At 70.6% G+C, this 20993-nt stretch carries 18 protein-coding genes; 6 read left to right on the forward strand and 12 right to left on the reverse strand.

All coding sequences use genetic code 11. The annotated features are described in order from the left end of the window. Nucleotides 1–104 precede the first annotated feature (104 nt). A complete protein-coding gene (locus IE247_RS07085) occupies nt 105–752 on the forward strand; it encodes a DedA family protein (protein ID WP_190122127.1) in 648 nt (215 codons plus the stop codon). Nucleotides 753–844: 92 nt separating this feature from the next. On the opposite strand, the gene IE247_RS07090 is transcribed toward IE247_RS07085, so the two are convergent. From IE247_RS07090 to IE247_RS07100, 3 genes are all read right to left on the reverse strand, one after another. Beyond that, nucleotides 845–1684, reverse strand: coding sequence for an HAD family hydrolase (locus IE247_RS07090; protein WP_190122003.1), 840 nt, complete (start codon nt 1682–1684; stop codon nt 845–847). Then, a complete protein-coding gene (locus tag IE247_RS07095) occupies nt 1681–4290 on the reverse strand; it encodes a phosphoribosyltransferase (protein WP_229868809.1) in 2610 nt (869 codons plus the stop codon). Before IE247_RS07095 ends, IE247_RS07090 begins: the two co-directional genes overlap by 4 nt. A 178-nt stretch (nt 4291–4468) precedes the next feature. Then, entirely contained in the window at nt 4469–5635 is a 1167-nt protein-coding gene (locus tag IE247_RS07100) for an HpcH/HpaI aldolase/citrate lyase family protein (RefSeq protein WP_190122005.1), read from the reverse strand. 221 nt (nt 5636–5856) lie between these two features. On the opposite strand from IE247_RS07100, the gene IE247_RS07105 reads away from it, so the two are divergent. Next, nucleotides 5857–6666, forward strand: a complete 810-nt coding sequence (locus IE247_RS07105) for a TerD family protein (protein WP_190122006.1) — start codon at nt 5857–5859, stop codon at nt 6664–6666. 86 nt (nt 6667–6752) lie between these two features. Here the strand turns inward: IE247_RS07105 and IE247_RS07110 are convergent, their stop codons facing one another. From IE247_RS07110 to IE247_RS07135, 6 genes are all read right to left on the reverse strand, one after another. Next, nucleotides 6753–7487, reverse strand: a complete 735-nt coding sequence (locus tag IE247_RS07110) for a TerD family protein (RefSeq protein ID WP_190122007.1) — start codon at nt 7485–7487, stop codon at nt 6753–6755. 142 nt (nt 7488–7629) lie between these two features. After that, the gene (locus IE247_RS07115) at nt 7630–8751 is read right to left on the reverse strand and encodes a DUF475 domain-containing protein (RefSeq protein WP_190122128.1); all 1122 of its coding nucleotides are present in this window, start codon (nt 8749–8751) and stop codon (nt 7630–7632) included. A 96-nt stretch (nt 8752–8847) separates the two neighbouring features. Then, the gene (locus tag IE247_RS07120; protein WP_190122008.1) at nt 8848–9423 is read right to left on the reverse strand and encodes a TerD family protein; all 576 of its coding nucleotides are present in this window, start codon (nt 9421–9423) and stop codon (nt 8848–8850) included. Between the two features lie 116 nt (nt 9424–9539). Continuing rightward, nucleotides 9540–10115 (reverse strand): TerD family protein, encoded by a 576-nt coding sequence (locus tag IE247_RS07125; protein ID WP_190122009.1) that lies wholly within the window; start codon nt 10113–10115, stop codon nt 9540–9542. 149 nt (nt 10116–10264) lie between these two features. Further along, complete coding sequence (locus tag IE247_RS07130; RefSeq protein WP_190122010.1) at nt 10265–10723, reverse strand: peroxiredoxin; 459 nt, start codon at nt 10721–10723, stop codon at nt 10265–10267. 181 nt (nt 10724–10904) lie between these two features. Beyond that, nucleotides 10905–11327 (reverse strand): DUF3052 domain-containing protein, encoded by a 423-nt coding sequence (locus IE247_RS07135; RefSeq protein WP_190122011.1) that lies wholly within the window; start codon nt 11325–11327, stop codon nt 10905–10907. Between the two features lie 519 nt (nt 11328–11846). Between IE247_RS07135 and aceE the strand changes: the two genes are divergently transcribed. After that, entirely contained in the window at nt 11847–14579 is a 2733-nt protein-coding gene (gene aceE, locus IE247_RS07140) for a pyruvate dehydrogenase (acetyl-transferring), homodimeric type (RefSeq protein ID WP_190122012.1), read from the forward strand. Nucleotides 14580–14589: 10 nt separating this feature from the next. Here aceE and IE247_RS07145 read toward each other — a convergent pair whose 3' ends face one another. From IE247_RS07145 to IE247_RS07155, 3 genes are all read right to left on the reverse strand, one after another. After that, nucleotides 14590–15465 (reverse strand): NAD(P)-dependent oxidoreductase, encoded by an 876-nt coding sequence (locus tag IE247_RS07145; RefSeq protein ID WP_190122013.1) that lies wholly within the window; start codon nt 15463–15465, stop codon nt 14590–14592. 97 nt (nt 15466–15562) lie between these two features. Continuing rightward, entirely contained in the window at nt 15563–15967 is a 405-nt protein-coding gene (locus IE247_RS07150) for a peptidase inhibitor family I36 protein (protein WP_190122014.1), read from the reverse strand. A 179-nt stretch (nt 15968–16146) separates the two neighbouring features. Then, on the reverse strand, nt 16147–17760 hold the full coding sequence (locus tag IE247_RS07155; RefSeq protein ID WP_190122015.1) for an MFS transporter: 1614 nt from the start codon (nt 17758–17760) through the stop codon (nt 16147–16149). A 186-nt stretch (nt 17761–17946) separates the two neighbouring features. On the opposite strand from IE247_RS07155, the gene IE247_RS07160 reads away from it, so the two are divergent. From IE247_RS07160 to IE247_RS07170, 3 genes are all read left to right on the forward strand, one after another. Then, the gene (locus IE247_RS07160; RefSeq protein WP_190122129.1) at nt 17947–18603 is read left to right on the forward strand and encodes a TetR family transcriptional regulator; all 657 of its coding nucleotides are present in this window, start codon (nt 17947–17949) and stop codon (nt 18601–18603) included. Nucleotides 18604–18786: 183 nt separating this feature from the next. Then, the gene (locus IE247_RS07165; protein ID WP_190122016.1) at nt 18787–19998 is read left to right on the forward strand and encodes an alpha/beta hydrolase; all 1212 of its coding nucleotides are present in this window, start codon (nt 18787–18789) and stop codon (nt 19996–19998) included. A 75-nt stretch (nt 19999–20073) separates the two neighbouring features. After that, entirely contained in the window at nt 20074–20943 is an 870-nt protein-coding gene (locus IE247_RS07170; RefSeq protein ID WP_190122017.1) for a DUF4429 domain-containing protein, read from the forward strand. Nucleotides 20944–20993: the final 50 nt, after the last annotated feature.

A 20993-nucleotide genomic window follows, 5' to 3' on the forward strand; every position in this document is an offset into this window, starting at 1 on the left:
GCCGGTCGCCCCGGTCCGCACACTGGGGTGCACCGCAGGGAAGCCTGTGGCGTACTTCAGTCTTTCTTCAGCTGCGGTCTTCTACCGTGAGAGGCATGCATTCCATGATCATGAGCAGCGCTGCGGCTAACGAGAGCAGTGCTCCGGGTTTCGTCACCAACCTGATGGACACCCTGGGAGCGCCGGGGGCGGGCATCGCCATCGCGCTGGAGAATCTCTTCCCCCCGCTGCCGAGTGAGGTGATCCTGCCGCTGGCGGGGTTCGCGGCGAGCACCGGGCAGATGAATCTGTACGCGGCTCTGCTGTGGACGACGGCGGGCTCGGTGATCGGCGCGCTGGCGCTGTACGGCATCGGGGCGCTGCTGGGGCGCGACCGTACGATCGCGATCGCCTCGAAGCTGCCGCTGGTCAAGGTCTCGGACATCGAGAAGACGGAGGCGTGGTTCGCCAAGCACGGCACGAAGGCGGTGTTCTTCGGGCGAATGATCCCGATCTTCCGATCGATGATATCCGTGCCGGCCGGTGTCGAGCGGATGCCGATCCCGATCTTCCTCGCGCTGACGACGCTGGGCAGCGCGATCTGGAACACGATCTTCGTGATGGCCGGATATCTCCTCGGGGAGAACTGGACCGAGGTGACCGCGTACGTCTCCACCTACTCCAAGGTGGTGCTGGTGGTGGCGGTCCTCGGTGTGCTGGCCTTCATCGGGCTGCGGGTCTTCAAGCCGGGCGCGGGCAGCCGGCGCAGGTGATCCCCGGCGGGGTGATCCCCTGCTGACGGACAGACCCTGAGGCCCGCCTTCCGGAAAGCCGGAAGGCGGGCCTCAGGCGTACCCGGGAGAACCTAGGCGGCCAGGAAGCGGCGGAGGATCTCCTCGCCCGCCGCGACGCCCTTCTCCGCCAGGAGTTCCACATGGGGTGCGCTCCAGGCGGTCTCGGCGAGTTCGCCGTGGCCGGGGCGCCAGGCGCGGTCGGCGGCGAGGAGGAGATCGGCGTCGAGGAGGGAGTCCCCGGCGGCCAGCACCCGGTCCGCGCCGACGCGGTGGGCGATCTCGCGGACGGCGGCGCTCTTGGTGAGCGGCCGGGGCACCGCGTAGACCTTGCGGCCCTGGAGCGAGACCGACCAGCCCCGGGCGTCGGCCCACTCGGCCAGCTCTTCGAGCCACTCCTCGGGCATCCGGGCGCGTTCGACGACGAGATAGGCGAAGAGATCCTCGGCGGTGCGCTCCTTGAGCAGCCAGGCCGGGTCGGCGGCGGCGCTCAGATGCGCGGTGACCTCGGCGAGCGGCGCGCACTCGCCGGCGAGCCTGCGGGCGACCCGGCGCCGCCAGTCCTCGTCGGACACCCCGTCGACGAGGATGTGCCCGCCGTTGGCGCAGACCGCGTACGCGGGCGGGGGGCCGGGGAGGCGGATACGGCCGTACTGCTCGCGGGTGCGGGTGGTGGCGGGCACGAAGACCGTCTCGGCGGCGAGCCGGGGCAGCAGCCCGGCAGCGGTCTCGGTGACGTACGAGAGCGGTCTGGACTCGTACACCTCAACGCAGAGCAGCCGGGGGGCCAGCGCGTCGGGGCCGGTGAGATGGAGGGCTCCGGCGGAGTAGATGAGCGTACGGTCCAGATCGCTGGCGACGAGAGCGCCGGGGGTGGTGCCGGGGACGCCGGAGGTGGTGCCGGGGGTGCTCACAGGGCCGTCACCGCCGTGCCGTCCGCGCCGGTCGCGCCCCGGGTGTAGCGGGGGTGGATGAGTCCGACACAGCTGTACGGGAGTTCCCCGACCTCCTCGACGGGGACGCCGCGCTGGGCGGCCAGCAGCCGTACGTGGTCGAGGTCGGCCCCCGCTCCGGCGCGGGCGAGGATCTTCCAGGGGACGCGCCGCAGCAGTACCCGGGTGGTCTCGCCGACGCCGGGCTTCACCAGGTTCATGTCGTGGATGCCGTACTCCTCGCTGATGCGCTCGACGGCGGCCCAGCCCTCCCAGGTGGGGGTGCGGTCCGCCGACAGCCGCTCGGCGGTGTCGGCGGCCACGGCGTCGGCGACCTCGGCGAAGCGGGCGGCGACGGTGTCCAGGAAGTGGCCGGAGAGGTCGGTGTCCGCCAGCTCGCGGTAGAACTTCGCGCCGTGGAAGTCGTCCGGGCCGACGAGGTCGGAGCGGAGGACCGTACGGGAGATCAGCCCGGAGACGGTGGAGTTGAGGCAGGCGGAGGGGATGAGGAAGTCCTCGCGGGTGCCGTAGGTGCGGACGCAGCCGCCGGGGTCGGCGAGTACGGCGATCTCCGGGCTGAAGTCCTTGAACTCGGCGGACTCCGCGAGCGCGGCGGCCAGTTCGCGGGTGATGGCCCCCTTGCCGGTCCAGCCGTCCACGAAGACGACGTCGGCCGGGTCGTGGTGCTCCCGGAGCCAGCGCAGGGCGTTGGCGTCGATGCCCCGGCCCCGGACGATGGAGACGGCGTAGTGCGGGAGGTCCAGGCCGTGGCGCCACTGGGCCCAGCGGCGCATCAGGATGCCGACGGGGGTGCCTGCGCGGGCCAGTGAGACCAGGACGGGCCGGGCGGAGGCGGTCTCGGCGAGGACGGTCTCGGTGACGGCCCCGACGGCCCTGGCGATCCGGGCGGCGGAGCCGTCCAGCGCGGTGTGGAACAGCTTCTGGTACTCGGCGCTGGGCTGGTACTCGACGGGGAGCGATTCGGCGTAGTGCGCGCCACCGCTCTGTATCGCCTCCTCGCGCTCCTCGGTGGGGGCCTCCAGCTCGGCGTCCGAGAGGTCCTGGAGCAGCCAGCCGACCTCGGCGGGGGCGTAGGAGGAGAAGCCGGGGCCCCTGAGCGGGGCGGGGAGGCCCGTCGCGGACGTGGACCTCGAAGGCGGCGGCGTCGGGATCGGCTCGGGCTTCATGGCGGGCCCTTCGGGTACGTGGCTGGGCACGACGGCGAGCAGCACCCGCGGGACGTGGGCGGCGAGCCGGGAGGCCAGACCGCCGGGGGCGTGGAGCGCGGGGGTGTCGGCGGCCGAGTCGACGACGGCGACGACGGCGTCGAATCCGCCGCCCGCGACGTTGTAGGCGTAGCGCTCGCCGGGGCCGTCGGCCGGGTCGTCGTGGGCCGGGAAGGCCAGCCGGGTGCGGATGGCGTAGCCCGGGTCGTCGACGGTGAGGACGGGTGAGCGGGTGGTGGTGGAGTAGCGCACCTCGGCGTCGGTGAGCCGCTCCAGGGCGGTGCCGAGGCGGAGGGGGGCGTACATCAGCTCCTCGAAGCCGAGGACGAGGACGCGGCGCGGCGGGGGTGTGCCGGGGTTCCCGCCCGGGCCCGGGCCCGGGTCTGGGCCTGGGTCTGGGCCTGGGTCCGAGCCCAGGCCCAGGGCTTCGGCGAGGCGGGCGGCCATCGCGGGGAGGGCCGCCTCCAGCCGGTCGCGGTGGGCGGGGAGGAAGCCGTGCCGTCCGCCGTCGGGGAGGCCGGCGGGCCAGCCGAGGTCGACCCGCCGCACGGGGGACGCACCGGAAGCGGGCGTGGGCCCGGGGGCGGGGGCGGGCCCGGGGGCGGGGGCGGGCCCGGGGGCGGGGGCGGGCCCGGGGGCGGGGGCGGGCGTGGGTTCGGGGGCGGGATCGTACCGGGCCACCAGGGCCTGGCCCCGGGCCAGCACATCGTCCGGGAGGCTGACGGTGCCCGAGGCCAGGGCTATCAGATCGACCCTCGCGCCCATCTCCTCCGCGAAGGACTCCAGCCGTCGGCGGTCCGCCGCCGAGCGCATGTCGACCAGCGCCACGATCACATAGCGCTCGCGCGGGAAGACGCGGTGCAGCTCCCGGACGGTGCCGAGGACCGTGCTCCCGGTGGAGAACTCGTCGTCCACGAGGACCAGCGGGCCCGGGCGGGTCAGCAGGCCGGGGTCGGCCGGGAGGAGGAGGTGCGAAGTGGCGTGGGAGTGGGCCTCCTCGAAGCCCCCGGCGGCCGGCACGCCCGGGACCGGGCGGCGGGTGGAGTGCAGATAGGGGGCGAGCCCGATGCCGTCCGCGACCGAGTGGCCGAGCGCGGTCGCGGTCTCCGCGTAGCCGACGACGACCGCGCGGGCGGCGTCCCCGTCGCCCAGCAGGGCGCGGACCCGCAGGCCGAGGTCGCGGCCGGCTCCGTGCACGACGGCGGGGGATGTGGGCACATGCTTGCCCAGCACCTGGGAGACCAGCAGATGCGCCCGCTTGGGGTTGCGGCGCAGGGCGAGCCCCAGCAGCTCGGGGAGCCGCTCATCGCCCTCCAGGCCGATCCCCAGCCGCTCCGCGACCCATGTACCCGACCAGACCACCGTGGCGCTCTCTTCTCTCTTCGTCGGCCGGGGGTCCGTCCGCCCGGCAGTCCTCGTCGTCGGCGGCCCGCTCGCGGGTCCGCCGGTCACCGCCATTCTCCGGCCGCCGTCATCGGCCGGTCACCGCCGTCCGCCCGGCGCCCCGGCACCCCGGCACCCCGGCACCCCGGCACCATGGTCATTCGCCGGTGATACCGGCCGTGAGCAGCTCCACGAAGCCGATCTCCTCCCTTGCGACGCCGAAGGCCTCGGCGCGCAGCAGGGTGCGCTCGGCCCAGGCCCGGTGCGGCTTCACCTCATTCATCTTGTTGGTGTACGAGGAGCGCAGCACCCCGCCGCCGCCCTGTTCGGGGCGGAGGATGTCCTGGGCGTCGCTGTACTCCTCGTGACTGACGACCGACAGCGCGTGCACGGGCAGCACGTGCGAGGGGTGGATACAGGTCTTGCCGGTGAGCCCGTTGGCCCGGTCCAGCTCTATCTCCCGGAGCAGACCGTCCAGGTCGTGTTCGATGAGGGTGTTGCGCACGGCTTCGGCGCTCACCTCCAGGAAGGGGCTGCGCCGCAGCTGGGGCTTGAACATGCGCTCCTGGCGGCGGAAGTACTCCCAGACCGGTCCGGTGACGGTGTAGCCGGTGCCGTCCGCGCGGCCCAGCACATTGACCACGTCGCCGATGACGGAGGCGACGATCTGGACGTCGTACGCGGTCATGTCGGGCGAGCGGCGCAGCCCGTAGGCGGAGCAGAAGTCGGTGACGCCGAGCCGCAGGGCCAGTACCCGGTCGCGGTACTTGTCCACGGTGCGGGCGATCCCGGCGAGGGTCTCGGCGCGGGACTCCAGGTGGAGCAGTTCGGGGGATTCCAGGACCGGCATCGCGAAGAGCCGGTGGCCGGCGGCGGCCTCGGCGGCGGTAAGCGCCTCCAGGAAGGGGACGCCCCGCTCTTCGGTGAATTTGGGAAGGACGAAACCGGACAGTCTTCGGATGGTGTGGCCGAGTCTCCGGGTGAGATCGGGGATCTGGGCGGGCTCGCGGACCCGGATGAAGAGCAGCGGCAGCTCACCGCCGCGCTCGTCGAGGTCGGCGAAGTGGTGTACGAGGTTCTCCTCGGCGTCGGCCACCTCGGCGTCGGCGATGGAGTCCTCCAGGCAGAGGACCATGGAGACCACTCCGCTGCCGATCTGCTTGCGGATGTCGTCGGCGAGCCTCGGACGGGTGGCGGGGCTGTAGAGCGTGGCTCCGAGGGCCGCCGCGAGTATCCGGGGCGAGGACGCGGCGGTGAACTCGCCGGGCTGGCGATGAAACAGCCGTTCGCGAACGGTGGGCGCGATTTGCCCGAAATGATGCATATAACTCCCCCGTACTGCCGGGCGGCCCGCCTTACTGACGTGGCCGGTAATAGTACGTACAGATGTGTGTCATCAGTTCCCGGAGTCCGTGAACTACCGGTAACACCTGAATGCTCTCCATATGTACCCCACGGGAGCCGGGGACCCCTCACCCCGCCCGCCGGGGGCGGCGGCCCCCGGCACTCGCGCCGCATTGTCCGGGCCGCCCCCGAGAAGGCAGGATGACGGGCATGACGCACGCGATGATGAAGGGCTCGAACGTTCCGCTCCACGCCACCGCGGTACGCGCCGTACTGCGCTGGACCCCGGGCCCCGGCCTCCCCGATGTGGACGCCTCGGCCCTGCTCCTCGGCCCCGACGCCCGCGTGCGCTCCGACGAGGACTTCGTCTTCTACAACCAGCCGCGCCACCCCTCGGGGCTGGTACGACGGCTGTCGAAGAAGCGGGTCGGCGACCATCTGACGGACACCGTCGAGGCGGATCTCGCCTCGCTCGACCCTTCCGTCGACCAGGTGGTGCTGGCCGCCTCCTCGGACGGCGACACCTTCCGGCAGGTGCACGACCTGCGGATACTGCTGTACGACGCCGCCCTGGCCGATGGCGAGCCGCTGGCCGTCTTCGATGTGCGGGCGGAGACCGGCCAGGAGACCGCGATCATCTGCGGCGAGCTGTACCGCCGCGGGGACAGCTGGAAGTTCCGCGCGGTGGGGCAGGGCTATCCGACCGGTCTGGTCGGTCTCGCCACCGAATTCGGCATCTCGGTGGACGAGAACGCGGGGGCCGGGGCGGAGCCGGGCGCGATGCCCGCGCCCCCGGCACGGCCGCCGGCCGCGCCCGCCCCGGCGTACGGCTATCCGCCCGCCGTGCCCGAGCGGCCCGCCGCCGATCCGGCGCGGCCCGCCTACGGCTATCCCCAGCCGGACTCGGGCCGGGGCCGGGCCGGCTACGGCTATCCGCAGCCGGCCGCCGCCTTCGTCCCCGATCCGGATTTCCGGCTGCCGCCGATGGGGCCCCAGTTCATCCGGCCCTGAGCCGTCCTGCCCCGAGTCGTCCGGCCCCGGGTCGTCCGGCCCCGATCGGCCCGGAGCCCCGGTGGACGGGATCTCGCGGGCGCGCCCTACGCCCGGGTCTTGTAACCGCGGCCCCACTGGAGGCCCCAGCCGTAGAGTCGGTCCAGCTCCGCCTGGAAGCCGTAGACGAACTTGACCTCGCGGCGGACCACCAGCTCCCCCTTGACGTTCTCCAGGGAGAACACCGCGCAGGAACGGGCCTGCGGGGCCTGCTCGTCCAGCTCTATCTCCACCCGGGGGCCGCTGCTGGGGTAGAGGGTCACCAGGGCATGGGTGCGGTCGAAGGCAGGCGTCTGGTCGTAGATGTAGACGAAGAACAGCAGGCGCTTGATCTCGGCGTGGTGATCGAGATTGACGTAGATCGTCTCGCCGGTGCCCGAGCCGAACCGGTCGTCGCCGCTGAGCCGGACGTACGGCGGCTCATTGGCCGAGCCGAGGAAGTCCCCGAGCGGCTGGACCACGCCCTTGCTGCCGTCGGCCAGCTCGTAGAGACAGCCGAGGTCGAGGTCGACATTGACCATGCCCTGGGTGTGCGCCTGGACCACTTCCGGTTTGAACAGCTTGAAGGGGTGCCGCAGCAGCTGTCCGCTCTGCCGTGACTTGCCCCCGAAGTCGGAGGCGCGCATCCGCCAGGAGAGGTTGACGCGCAGATGGCCGGTCGCCGCCCCCTGCTTGGTGAGCGACACCGAGGGCCGCCGCCGCGTCAGGGCGATGGAGTTGGCCCCGACACCCATGTCGAACTGCGCCGATCTGCTCTGCCACAGGCTGTCCCAGAAGGCCATGCCCCGCCCCCAGTCCTCTCGTCGAACCCCACCCGAACGCTTGCGCGCCGCGCGGGGCGGCCCGAGGACGGCGCCTCGAAACCGCCCCGCTCAGAGCGTTCCTCATTCCACCGCCGGTCACACCCCGGCGACGGAGTGCGGCTCAGGCTTTTTTCTCCAGAACCTTCTGCCGGGCCGCGATCGCCCGGTTCCGCCGGATCGAGGACCAGAAGGACCAGCCGATCAGGGCGACCCCGACGAGACCGGTGATGGCCTCGGGGATCTCGTACTGGATGGACACCAGCAGGATGACGGCCAGCGCACCGATCGCGTAGTGCGCGCCGTGCTCCAGATAGACGTAGTCGTCGAGGGTGCCCTCGCGGACCAGATAGACGGTGAGCGAACGGACGTACATCGCGCCGATGCCGAGGCCGAGCGCCATCAGGACGATGTCATTGGTGATGGCGAACGCGCCGATGACCCCGTCGAAGGAGAAGGAGGCGTCGAGGACTTCGAGGTAGAGGAACATGAAGAAGGCCGCCTTGCCGCCGACGGCGACGGCCGTGACCTTCTTGCCGCTGCGCCGGGCCTTCTCCTCCTCCTCGTGCTCGCGCTCCTCCTCGTCCTCCAGTTTCTTCTCGAAGTACCCGGAGAGTCCGCCGACGACGAGATAGGTGATCAGGCCGGCCACACCGGAGAGCAGTACCGTCTCCGCCTTGTCGGCGTGTCCGCCGCCGTGCTGATGGGCGCTCTTGGCGAAGGTGGTGGCACTGATCAGCAGCAGGATCAGGGCGATGCAGACCGACAGCATGTCGACCTTGCCCAGCTTCGCGAGGGGCCGCTCCAGCCGGGCGAGCCACTTGATCTCCCGGTCCTGGAAGACGAAGTCAAGGAAGATCATCAGAAGGAACATGCCACCGAAGGCGGCGATCGACGGATGGGCGTCGGTCACCAGTTCCTGGTATTTGTCCTTGTCGTTCAGTGCCAGTTCGACGGCCTCGATGGGGCCGAGCTGGGCGCTGACGGCCACGATGAGGACGGGGAAGACGAGCCGCATGCCGAATACGGCGATGAGAATGCCGATGGTGAGGAAGATTTTCTGCCAGAAGGCATTCATCTTCTTCAGGATTCCGGCGTTGACGACCGCGTTGTCGAAGGAGAGTGAGATTTCGAGGATGGACAGGATCGCGACGATCCCGAACCCCGCCCATCCGCCGTAGAGCACCGCCGCGACCAAACCCAGCGCGGTGACCGCGAAGGACCAGCCGAAGGTTTTCAGAACCACTGGCACCCAATCGTTTCCGTGGGGGCCCTCCCCGACGGATCCTCGGGGGAGGGACGCCCCCGCGCCGAGTGCGGGTTTCCCGCTCCGTGCGCGGATTTATGAAACATTGACCCCGAAGTCTAGAGCGATGCCCTTCAAGCCCGACGCGTACCCCTGGCCCACCGCGCGGAATTTCCACTCGGAGCCGTACCGATACAGCTCACCGAAGATCATCGCGGTCTCGGTCGAGGCGTCCTCGCTCAGGTCGTAACGCGCCAGCTCCTGGCCGTCCGCCTGATTGACCACCCGGATGAAAGCATTGCTGACCTGGCCGAATGCCTGGCCTCTGCGGTCGGCGTCATGAATGGACACCGGGAAAATGATCTTGTCCACACCGGCCGGCACCTCGGCGAGGTTCACCAGCAGCGACTCGTCGTCGCCGTCGCCCAGACCGGTGAGATTGTCACCGGTGTGCTCGACGGAGCCCTCGGGGCTCTTGAGGTTGTTGTAGAAGACGAAGTACTCGTCGCCCAGGACCCGGCCGCCGCCGCAGAGCAGCGCGCTCGCGTCGAGGTCGAAGTCGGCCCCGGTGGTGGTACGGACATCCCAGCCGAGCCCGATCAGCACCTGGGTGAGGTTCGGTGCGGCCTTGGAGAGGGAGACATTGCCTCCCTTGGCGAGCGTGACGCCCATGATCTGGATCCTCCTCGACGACAGACGTGGCCACAGACGGGCCGGACGCCCGCCGCCGCGCCCGGTGAGGGACTCGGCGGCGGGCGGTGCCGGAACCCGCGACGGGGACCGTCCGGTCAGACGTTGACCCCGAAGTCCTGCGCGATGCCGCGCAGGCCCGAGGCGTACCCCTGGCCGATGGCGCGGAACTTCCACTCCGCGCCATTGCGGTACAGCTCGCCGAAGACCATCGCGGTCTCGGTCGAGGCGTCCTCGCTCAGGTCGTAGCGGGCCAGCTCGACATTGTCGGCCTGGTTGACCACGCGGATGAACGCGTTGCGGACCTGACCGAAGGACTGGCTGCGGCTCTCGGCCTCGTAGATCGAGACCGGGAAGACGATCTTGTCGACATCGGCGGGGACACCCGCCAGATTGACCTTGATCTGCTCGTCGTCGCCCTCGCCGGCGCCGGTGAGGTTGTCACCGGTGTGCTCGACCGAGCCGTCGGGGCTCTTGAGGTTGTTGAAGAAGACGAAGTTTCCGTCGTTGGCGACCTTGCCCTCGGCGTTGGTCAGCAGAGCGCTGGCGTCCAGGTCGAAGTCCGTGCCGGTGGTGGTACGGACGTCCCAGCCCAGGCCCACGAGAACGGCCGTCAAACCGGGCGCGGCCTTGGTCAGCGAGACGTTGCCGCCCTTGCTGAGGCTGACTCCCACGAGTCCCTCCATTGGTTTCAGGGGCAGCGCCCCCATGGTGCGTCGGTGTTCGGATCAACGAATGGATCCTAGTGACCGGTTCCCGCGCGAGACAGGCTTTGGCGCGGGCGGTCGTGGCGGCCCGGGCCGGCCGAAGGATCCGGGGGCGGTCAGAGCGCCTTGAGCGCGGTGATGTACTCGTTCAGGTCACGGGCGTCGGGGAGGCCGTTGACGACGCTCCAGCGGACGACGCCCTCCTTGTCGATGACGAAGGTGCCCCGGACGGCGCACCCCTTCTCCTCGTCGAAGACGCCGTACGCCCGCGAGACCTCGCCGTGCGGCCAGAAGTCCGAGAGCAGCGGGTACTCCAGGCCCTCCTGCTCGGCGAAGACGCGCAGGGTGTGGATGGAGTCGTTGGAGACGGCGAGGAGCTGGGTGTCCTCGTTGACGAACTTCGGCAGCTCGTCGCGGAGCTCGCACAGCTCGCCCGTGCAGACGCCGGTGAAGGCGAAGGGGTAGAAGAGGAGGACCACATTCTTCTCGCCGCGGAACTCGGCGAGGCTCACCGTGCGCCCGTGGTTGTCCTTGAGCGTGAATTCGGGGGCCTTGGTGCCGACCTCGATCGCCATGACGGGTGGATCCCTTCACTGAGTCCGTTCGGGTGATGGGTCCACCCTAGGTGCCCCGGGGGACCCGCGGGGCACTCCGGGGGCGCGTCCGGGTGTGCCAAGGCCCCCTCCGGGCGATGCCCGGAGGGGGCCTGGAACTCATGTCCCGGTTCAGGATCCAGGACTCACTCTCTGTGACTGCTCAGCGCTTGGGGGCCACCAGCCTGCTGCCGGCCCAGTCCTTGGCCACGCTGATGCTCTTGGTCTGAGAGAGCCCGGCGGTCTGGGCGGCCTCGCTGATGTCGCTTGGCTCGACGTACCCGTCCCGGCCGGTCTTCGGAGTCAGCAGCCAGATGAGACCGCCGTCCTCCAGAAGACCGATGGAGTCCACCAGTGCGTCCGTCAGATCTCCGTCCTCGTCGCGGAACCAGAGGACGACCACGTCGGCGACGTCGTCATATTCCTCGTCCACGAGATCCTGGCCGGTCACGGACTCGATGCCTTCGCGGAGATCCTGGTCGGCGTCGTCGTCGTAGCCGATCTCCTGGACCACCTGTCCGGGCTCGAACCCCAGCCTCGCTGCTGGGTTGGTCCGCTCCTCCGCGTGGTCCGCGGTCGCGCTCACGGCTTGCCTCCTGATCATGTTCGGTAGATGCTGCGGCCCCGCGCGTACGCGTGGCGTTGGCCGTAGTCCACACGGGCGGGGCGGATCGCGCAAGTACCCGGCCGTCCAGACCGCCGAAACGGTGATGTTTGCGCCCGTCTCGACGCAACTCCAGACACGTTCGGCCACGACCCGTGCAATGTGCCACACCATTCGGACTTGTTTGCCACTTTACGTCCACAGAGCGGCGCGATCGGAACCGAACACCCAAACGGAACGCTTTACGGGCATGGGCGTAACATTACGCTTTGCCCGGGCGCGCGAGCCCCGGACAAGCCCTTGACCCGGTCGCCCGCGTCAACACGGGGCCGGTCCGGAAGCCGGAGAGATCAAGGGTTACCCCTCGGTAGAGATGAAGTTTGCCTCCCCGGGGTACACGATGGAGGCGGTGCCGCACCGCCCGACCCTCTCCGCCTCCGCGGGTCCCCACGGGACGCTCCCGCGCGAAACCGCGGAACCTCCGAGCAGCGAAGGAACAGCGTGGCTTCCGGATCAGATCGCAACCCGATCATCATTGGCGGCCTGCCCAGCCAGGTCCCGGACTTCGATCCCGAAGAGACCCAGGAGTGGCTGGACTCCCTCGACGCCGCCGTCGACGAACGCGGGCGGGAGCGGGCCCGGTATCTGATGCTCCGGCTCATCGAGCGGGCCCGGGAGAAGCGCGTCGCCGTGCCGGAGATGCGCAGCACGGACTACGTCAACACCATCGCCACCAAGGACGAGCCCTTCTTCCCCGGCAATGAGGAGATCGAGCGCAAGGTCCTCAACGCCACCCGGTGGAACGCGGCCGTGATGGTCTCGCGGGCGCAGCGCCCGGGCATCGGGGTCGGCGGGCACATCGCCACCTTCGCCTCCTCCGCCTCCCTCTACGACGTGGGCTTCAACCACTTCTTCCGGGGCAAGGACGGCGGTGACGGCGGCGACCAGATCTTCTTCCAGGGCCATGCCTCCCCCGGCATCTACGCCCGCGCCTTTCTGCTCGACCGGCTCAGCGAGGCCCAGCTCGACGCCTTCCGCCAGGAGAAGTCCAAGGCCCCTGACGGCCTCTCCAGCTATCCGCACCCCCGGCTGATGCCGGACTTCTGGGAGTTCCCGACCGTCTCCATGGGCCTCGGCCCCCTCGGGGCCATCTACCAGGCCCGGATGAACCGCTACATGCAGGCGCGGGGCATCGCCGACACCTCCGCCTCGCACGTCTGGGCGTTCCTCGGCGACGGCGAGATGGACGAGCCGGAGTCGCTCGGTCAGCTGTCGATCGCGGCCAGGGAGAATCTGGACAATCTCACCTTTGTCGTCAACTGCAATCTCCAGCGTCTGGACGGTCCGGTACGCGGCAATGGAAAGATCATCCAGGAGCTGGAGTCGCAGTTCCGGGGCGCGGGCTGGAATGTGATCAAGCTGGTCTGGGACCGTTCCTGGGACCCGCTGCTGGCGCAGGACCGCGACGGCCTGCTGGTCAACAAGTTGAACACCACGCCGGACGGCCAGTTCCAGACGTACGCCACCGAGACCGGCGGATATATCCGCGAGCACTTCTTCGGCGGGGACCAGCGGCTGCGCGCCATGGTCGCGAACATGACCGACGAGCAGATCCTGCATCTGGGGCGCGGCGGCCACGACCACCGCAAGGTGTACGCGGCGTTCGCGGCGGCCAAGGAGCACAAGGGGCAGCCGACCGTGATCCTGGCCCAGACCGTCAAGGGCTGGACGCTGGGGCCGAACTTCGAGGGCCGCAACGCGACCCACCAGATGAAGAAGCTGACGGTCGACGACCTCAAGGGCTTCCGGGACCGGCTGCACATCCCCGTCACCGACGCCGTACTGGAGAGCGGTCTGCCGCCGTACTACCACCCCGGCCCGGAGTCGGAGGAGATCCAGTACATGCACGACCGCCGGCGCGCGCTGGGCGGCTATGTGCCGAGCCGGGTGGTGCGGGCGAAGCCGCTGGCGCTGCCGGACGACAAGACGTACGCCTCCGTGCGGAAGGGCTCCGGCCAGCAGTCGATCGCCACCACGATGGCGTTCGTCCGGCTGCTGAAGGATCTGATGCGGGACAAGGAGATCGGCAGGCGGTTCGTGCTGATCGCGCCGGACGAGTACCGCACCTTCGGCATGGACTCGTTCTTCCCGAGCGCGAAAATCTACAATCCGCTCGGCCAGCAGTACGAGTCGGTCGACCGTGAACTGCTGCTCGCCTACAAGGAGTCGCCGACCGGCCAGATGCTGCACGACGGCATCTCCGAGGCCGGGTGCACGGCGTCGCTGATCGCGGCGGGCTCCGCTTACGCCACCCATGGCGAGCCGCTGATCCCGGTCTATGTCTTCTACTCGATGTTCGGCTTCCAGCGGACCGGGGACCAGTTCTGGCAGATGGCCGACCAGCTCTCGCGCGGCTTCGTGCTGGGCGCGACCGCCGGGCGTACGACGCTGACGGGCGAGGGGCTCCAGCACGCGGACGGCCACTCCCAGCTGCTGGCCTCCACCAACCCGGGGTGTGTGGCGTACGACCCGGCCTACGGCTTCGAGATCGCGCACATCGTCAAGGACGGTCTGCGCAGGATGTACGGCGAGAGCCCCGAGGACATTTTCTACTATCTGACCGTCTACAACGAGCCGATCCAGCACCCGGCCGAGCCCGCCGACGTCGATGTGGACGGCATCCTCAAGGGGATCCACCGCTTCAGCGCCGGTACGGCCGGCTCGGTCCCGGCGCAGATCCTGGCCTCCGGGGTGGCGGTGCCCTGGGCGCTGAACGCGCAGCGGATCCTCGCCGAGGAGTGGGACGTACGCGCCGACGTCTGGTCGGCGACGTCCTGGAACGAGCTGCGCCGGGAGGCCGTCGAGGTGGAGCGGTTCAATCTGCTGCACCCGGAGGAGGAGGAGCGGGTGCCGTATGTGACCCGGAAGCTGACCGGGTCCGAGGGGCCTTTCGTCGCGGTCTCGGACTGGATGCGCTCGGTGCCCGACCAGATCTCGCGCTGGGTGCCCGGGCGGTACGGATCGCTCGGCGCGGACGGCTTCGGTTTCGCGGACACGCGCGGCGCGGCCCGGCGCTACTTCCACATCGACGCGGAGTCGATCGTGCTGGGGGTGCTGACCGAGCTGGCCCGGGACGGCAAGGTCGACCGCTCGGCGCTGAAGCAGGCGGTGGACCGCTACCAGCTGCTCGACGTCCGGGCGGCCGACCCCGGTTCGGCGGGCGGCGACGCGTAGGGGGCCGGAGTCAGGCAGCCCCGGGGGTCGCGAGGTGCTCGACGAGGCGGGTGAAGCTGTCGTCGGCGTGGCCCGCCGCGATGCCCCGCTCGAAGAGCGCCAGCACGGCGGCGGGGAGCGAGTCGTCGACCCCGGCGTCCCTCGCCGTCCGTGCCACATGGTCGATGCTGGCGGCGCCCATGGAGAGCCTGTCGGCGTCCCCGGTGTGCTGTCCGGCGTCGACGCGCGAGGCGTAGAAGCCGAAGATGTCGGGCATTCCGGCGACCGTGCCGGAGAGATGGGGCAGTATCTCCCCGGCGTCGATCCCGCTCTTCCGCGCCACCGCGAGGGCGTGCAGGAAGGCCAGTGAGGTCGTCCAGAAGACGCCAAGCTGGAGCTGGTAGTACAGCGCGGCGAGGCCCGGGTCCTCGCCGCGGTAGTCGGTCCTGGTGAGAACCTCCAGTACGGCCCGGTTGGCCTCGAAGACGTCCCTCGGGCCGCTGTAGTAGGTGAACGTCTCCGGCCGGCCGATGCCCTCGGGGGACGCCTGCACCCCTCCGGTGAGGTGGCGCGCGCCGTGGCCCGCAGCCCAGGCGGCCGCCGCGCGCGCCTTGTCCGGGGTGTCCGAGCTGAGGTTGACGAGGGTCTTCCCCGGCAGCGCGGCGGCGGCGGGTTCGAGGATCGCGTACATGGCGTCGTAGTCGGTCAGGCTGAGGACGGCGAGTTCGCCCGCGGACAGGGCCTCGGCGGGGGTGGCGGCCAGTGAGGCGCCCCTGGCGACCAGGTCGTCCGCCCTGCTCGCGGTTCGGTTCCACACGGTCACCGGGTGACCTTTCGCGAGGAACGCGCCGGCCATGGCGCGTCCCATCGGGCCCAGTCCGATGACGGTGATCGGCTGCTCGCTCATTCCGGCTCCTGTCGCCCCGAGGGGACTAGATTGATCGTTCTATCTAGCTATCGGGGTCAGGCTAACACCCTTTCCCCCGGGCGCGATTCGGTGCCGCTCAGCTCTCCCGGACCATGAACGCCCGCACCTGGAAGGGGGTGTTCGGCGTCCAGACGCCCGAGCCCGGGTAGGTGTCGAACTCGCCGGTCTCCTCGCACTCCGGGGACTGGTGGACGGTGACGGGCCGGCCGGTGCGGTTGGCGAGGGAGAGGGCCGTGTCGCCCGGCGGGAGCGGGACACAGCTGTCGGTGCCGGTCTCGTACAGCTCATGGGTCTGGCGGAGGCCGGTGAAGGACTCCCCGGCCCAGAGGCAGAGCGCACCGGGAGGGCACTCGCCGAGCCGGGCGGCGGCGGCCGGGGCGGCGGTGGCGGTGGCGGTGGCGGCAGCCGGGGCGGCGGTCGGCAGGAGCGCCGCGAGGGCCAGGGCGGTGGCGGCGGCGGCAGTGGTGGTGGCAGTGCGCATGGCGGTCGGCTCCGGTATGTCGTACGGATGATGTGACCGCACTCTGGCGGGCGCGGCCCGGCGGCGGGAAGGGGTCCGGAGGGAGATCACCCGCATAGGGGACAGCCCCGCCGGGCTGGGCCTGGCGGGGCTGTGGGTGACGCGGTGCGGGGACGGTGTGCCCGGCGGCGGAGTGGGGGTCAGATGTGGGCCGCGCCCGCGCCCGCCTGGGCGTTGGCGCCGCGCTTGGTCAGCAGGGCGATGAAGACGGCCACCGCCGCGACTCCGGCGGCGACCAGGCTGGCCAGCCCCATGCCCGACATGAAGGTCTCGTGGGCGACATCGCCGATCTTGGCCGCGATCTCGGGCGGGGTGCCCGGGGTGACCGGGGGCACGCCCATCTCGACGGCCTTGGAGGCCTCGTCGAGCTGTGCCTCGGTGAGCGGCGGGAGCTTGGCGTCGGCCCAGTTGCCCGGGAGGTCGGTGTCGACCCGGGAGGCCATGACCGCGCCGAGCACCGCTGTGCCGAGGCTGCCGCCGATCTGCATGGCGGCCTGCTGGAGCCCGCCGGCGACACCCGACAGCTCCATGGGCGCGTTGCCGACGATGACCTCGGTCGCGCCGACCATGACCGGTGCGAGGCCGAGGCCGAGTGTGGCGAACCAGAGGGACATGGTGAGGCTGCCGGTGTCCGTGGAGAGGGTCGACATGCCGAACATGGCGATCGCGGTGAGCGTCATACCGCCGGCCAGCGGGATGCGCGGACCGACCTTGGTGATCAGCGCACCGGCCAGCGGAGAGCCGACGATCATCATTCCGGTGAGCGGGAGCAGATGGAGTCCGGCGTCGACCGGGCTGAGGCCGTGCACATTCTGGAGGTAGAAGGTGACGAAGAAGAGCCCGCCCATGAAGGCGATGGCCATCAGCACCATCAGCACCACACCGGCCGACAGCGGCACCGAGCGGAACAGCTTCAGCGGGATGAGCGGCTCCTTGACCCGGCTCTCCCAGAAGGCGAAGAGCGCGAAGCAGGCGACGGCCGCGAGGATGAAGCCCCAGGTCTTGCCGCCGCCCCAGCCCCAGCTCGGCTCGGGGGCCTTGATGAGCGCCCAGACCAGACAGAACATCGCGCCGGAGAGCAGCAGGATGCCGGGGATGTCGAAGGATCGCGGCGCGTTCTCCGCGCGGTGGTCCTTGAGGATCACCAGGCCGAGGACGAGCGCGAGGACGCCGACCGGGACGTTGATGAAGAAGACCGACTGCCAGCTGACATGCTCGACCAGCAGACCGCCGACGATCGGGCCGCCGGCCGTGGACGCGCCGATGACCATGCCCCAGATGCCGATCGCCATGTTCAGCTTCTCGGCGGGGAAGGTGGCGCGCAGCAGGCCGAGCGCGGCGGGCATCAGCAGCGCGCCGAAGAGGCCCTGGGCCACCCGGAAGACGACCACCATCGGAATGGTCTCGGAGAAGCCGATGGCGGCGGAGGCGATGGCGAAGCCGACCACGCCTATGAGGAAGGTCTGTCGATGGCCGAAGCGGTCACCGAGCTTGCCCGCGGTGATCAGGCTGACGGCGAGGGCGAGGAAGTAGCCATTGGTGATCCACTGGACGTCGGCGAAGGTGGCGTCGAGGTCGTCCGCGATGGCGGGGTTGGCGATCGCGACGATCGTGCCGTCCAGCGCGACCATCATCACGCCGACGGCCACGACGACGAGGGTGACCCACGGGTGACCCCTGAGCCCCTTCGACGGTGCGGGGGCTGGGGACTTGGGGTCTTTCGGCGGTGGGGCGACGGCGGTCTGACTAGTCATGCCGTCAGGCTAATGTCAGCCACTGACAGTTGACAAACTGTTTCAGTAGTCGGTAACTGTCACATATGCGCCCGGTTCGGACCGGGTGCTCGGAGAGGCAGTCGTGCCGAGACGAGAAGTGGGGACTGTGTGACGGTCGGGCCGGCGCCGGAGGCGACAGAGCCGCGCGAAGGACTGCGTGTGGGACTGCGTGCAGGACTGCGTGCGGGACCGCCTGAAGGGCTGCGCGAGCGGAAGAAGCAGCTCACCCGCGAGGCGCTGGTGCGGGCCTCGCTGGAGCTGTTCATCGCCCAGGGGTACGAGCGGACGACCGTGGACGAGATCGCCGAAGCGGTCGAGGTCTCCCAGCGCACCTTCTTCCGGTACTTCGCCGGCAAGGAGGAGGTCGCCCTCGCCTCCCAGAGCCGGATCGAGGCCCACGTCAAAACCCTGATGCGGGCGAGGCCGCCGGAGGAGAGGCCGTTCGAGGCGATGCGCAACGCGGTGCTGGCCGGCTGGGACAGCCTCGGCGAGGCGATCGGGGAGTCCGTTCCGGTCTCCCTCCACATGCGCAGCTATCTGCTGATCGAGTCGACTCCGGCGCTGATCGCCGCCCATCTGCGCCGCTCCATGGAGCTGGAGGAGGAGATGGCCGCGCTGATCGCCGAGCGGGAGGGGCTGGACGCATCGGACCCCCGGCCCCGGCTCGCGGTGGCCGCCTTCAGCGGAGTGATGAAGGTGGCCGGGCGGCTGTGGAGCCAGGGCGACGATCTGAGCGTGCGGGCGCTGCGGGATCTGATGGTGGCGTCCCTGGACAGCTTCGGCCCGGCGATGGCGGCGGACTGGCGGAGCCCGGCCCCCTGACGTGACGGACCCGGCGACCGGACCGAACGGACCCGGCGGGCGGCAGGCAGGTCCGGGAGACCGGAGCGGGCGGACCCGGCGGGTCGGCAAAGGCTCGCCCCTTCCCCTCCATTCACCCTTGAACACGTGATCTGCCTCACGGTCCGGGCGAGCCCCCGCGTGCTTCTCCTAGGGTGTCCCGCAGTGACTTCCTTCGACTCCTCCCCCACCATCGCCTTCTGGCGAATGCTGCTCGCGCTGGCCGTGGTGTTCCTGATGCTGGCGACCACGGGCTGGACCGCCGTACGTCATCCGAGCGCCCCGCCCCAGCTGGCCGAGGCCGAACTGAGCGACTGGCGCGAGGTCCGGATCGGCGGTCGGCCCCTCCCCGGGACCACCGAGCCGCCGGGCCGCCTCGCCGCCTTCTTCGCCTCGCTCGGCAATGTCCAGCGCACCCGGCTCGCCACCCGCTTCCCGCTGATCGTCGGCAATCTCAACGGCGCTCCGACCGCCCTCCGTTACCGCGCCAACCGGGTGGCGATCGCCCGCTCGCTGAAGCTGGAGCGCGGCCGGGCCCTCACCGCGAGGCTGAGCGCGGACGGCCGGCACCAGGCCGGGCTGCTGATACACCGCTACGAGACGCTGATGAGGCCCGGGCGCCAGATCCTCGCCTTCGACCCGGCGGGCGGCGGCCGGGTCGCCGAGGTCTTCGGCGACCTCGAACGCGCCGAGCGCGTCTCGGTGATCGTCCCGGGCGTCGACACCCGTCTGGTCACCTTCGAGCGGACCAGCGGGAAGTACTCGGCCCCCGCCGGCATGGCGGAGTCGCTGTACGCCGCCCAGCGGGCCGCCTCCCCCCGTACTCGTACCGCCGTCATCGCCTGGGCCGACTACACCGCGCCCGTCGGAGTGGGGATGGACTCCGCCACCGGACGGCTCGCCCACAAGGGCGCGGTACGGCTGGCCTCGCTCACCGAAGCACTGCCCGGTAAGTCCGAAGTCGCCCTGTTCTGCCACAGTTACGGTTCGGTGGTGTGCGGGGTCGCCGCGCGGCGGCTGCCGGACCGGGTCACCGATATCGCGGTCGCGGGCAGCCCCGGGATGCGCGCCGAGAATGTGGCGGGGCTGCGGGCCCGCGCCCGGGTCTGGGCGATGCGCGACGGGGACGACTGGATCGAGGTCGTACCGCATCTGGAGGTCGGCGGGCTGGGGCACGGCGAGGACCCGGTGGCCCCCGAGTTCGGGGCCCGGGTGATGTCGGCGGCGGGGGCCGTCGGCCACAGCGGATATTTCGAGCCGGGTACCGAGAGCGTGGTCAACTTCGCCGAAATAGGGGTGGGCGCGTACGGCGGTGTGAGCTGTGCGAGCGAGGACGACTCCTGCCACCGTGATATTTACGGAGATGCGGCGGCCTGACGCGCGTAGAACCTCATGAACAACAGTTGAAACTGAGGGGCGACGCGCGGGCGCGTGACGCCTACGATGATGCGTATGGGTGATGTACTGGCGGGAATTCAAGCCACGTGGGAGTTCGAGTCAGACTCCGTGCTCATCCGCTTTGAACGGGGACACCGCACGCCGAAGCTGTTTCAGGCGCTCCGCGAACGCCGCATCCCCCACGAGGCGTTGGCATCGGTGACACTCTCCCCGGGCAAGCGGGGAACGACGGTGCTGCGCGCGGCACCCCGAGCCGGGGCGGATCCGCTGATGGAGGCGGCCGCCGGACAGCTGAGAGAAGAGTCCGATCCGTACCGGTTGGTGATCCCCGCCGACCGGGCGGCGCTCGCGCTGCGCTGGGCCGACGAGCTGCGCGCGGTGCTCCCGCGCGACGCGGACCAGCCCGCCGACCGCTACGCGGTGGCCGCGCCGTACGCCGTGCCCGACGCGCCGCTTCAGTTCAAGGCGTACGACGGCCGGGCGTCCTTCGACGGCCGGCACGTCGGCTTCCGCTGGTCGCGCACGGGCGCTTCGTCGGCGAAGTGGAAGGTGGGTGACCAGAACTTCCCGGTCCAGGAGCTGACCGGGGTCGAGTGGCGCACCCCGGAGGCCGCCGACGGCCATCTGCGGCTGCTGCTGCGCTCCGAGCCCAGCCGGCCCGCGCAGCCGGAGAAGGACCCGGCGGCGGTGGTGTTCGGGCCGCGCGGCGGGCCGCTGCACGAGTCGCTGCCGTTCGCCGCCGCCGTGCTGGAGTCCGTCCAGAAATCGGCCAGGACCCCGGCGATGGCCCTGCGCGGGGGCGGGCGGCGGGATCCGGCGGACATCGCGGAGCGGATACGCCACCTCGGGGAGCTGCATCAGGCCGGGCTGGTCACGGACGACGAGTTCAGCTCGAAGAAGGCGGAGCTGCTCGCGGAGCTGTGAGCCGCCGCCCGGCAGGGTGCGCGTGTCATACCCGGGTACGACAGCGGGGC

It is taken from the genome of Streptomyces inusitatus, assembly GCF_014651115.1.
In the GTDB taxonomy this organism is placed as follows: domain Bacteria; phylum Actinomycetota; class Actinomycetes; order Streptomycetales; family Streptomycetaceae; genus Streptomyces; species Streptomyces amakusaensis.